This window comes from uncultured Streptococcus sp. (assembly GCF_901875575.1).
GTDB lineage: Bacteria > Bacillota > Bacilli > Lactobacillales > Streptococcaceae > Streptococcus.
In genome coordinates this window covers 1-649 of the sequence record NZ_CABFMF010000053.1, presented here as the reverse complement: position 1 = coordinate 649, position 649 = coordinate 1, and the positions used below count along the sequence as shown (strand labels likewise).

Below are 649 nucleotides of genomic sequence, written 5' to 3'. Positions count from 1 at the left end.
TGTAATATCTAAATCCTTTGTAAAATTACGAATGGCCTTCCTAAATTGATGAGATAAAGCAACTGGCTCTTTCGTATCCATTGTCAACATAACAAAATGAAAACGACTTGTTACTTCAATTTCAAGAGATAAGGAAGCATCTATTTTACCTGATTCATATAACTTTTGAAAACGATCCGAAGTCCAACCAAACATCATTGCAAACAATAATTTTAATAAAATATGATGTCGATAGCAATCCGCTTCAGAAACTTCTCGCTTACCTCTAACTCCAATCGCTAGTTTGGGAGAAGAGACTTCCATTCTCATACTGTCTGTTTGCTTTACAGGCTGTAAAAGCAACTTTTCTCTTGCTACTTCCTGAACATCTAAATCTTTCCGTTCTTTTCTTTCAAAGTATCCCTGTACTAGCTCCACATCAAAATTACCAACTAAAAACAGAGACATGTTTACAGGTTTGTAAAACCTTGTAAAATTTTCTTGCAAATTAGTTAGATTGATTTGGGAAATGGACTCCTCACTTCCAACTATATCAGTTGCTAAAGGAGTACCAGGATACAAATTCGCTAAGGTTGAAAAGAATAAACACGAATCTGGATCATCTCGATACATTTCTCGTTCTTGCTGGATAATATCCTGCTCTCTTAAA

At 34.8% G+C, this 649-nt stretch carries 1 protein-coding gene; it reads right to left on the bottom strand.

What is annotated here, in order from left to right; all coding sequences use genetic code 11:
• A partial coding sequence (locus QZ114_RS08185; protein WP_295501859.1) for a pitrilysin family protein occupies positions 1–649 on the bottom strand: 649 nt, incomplete at both ends.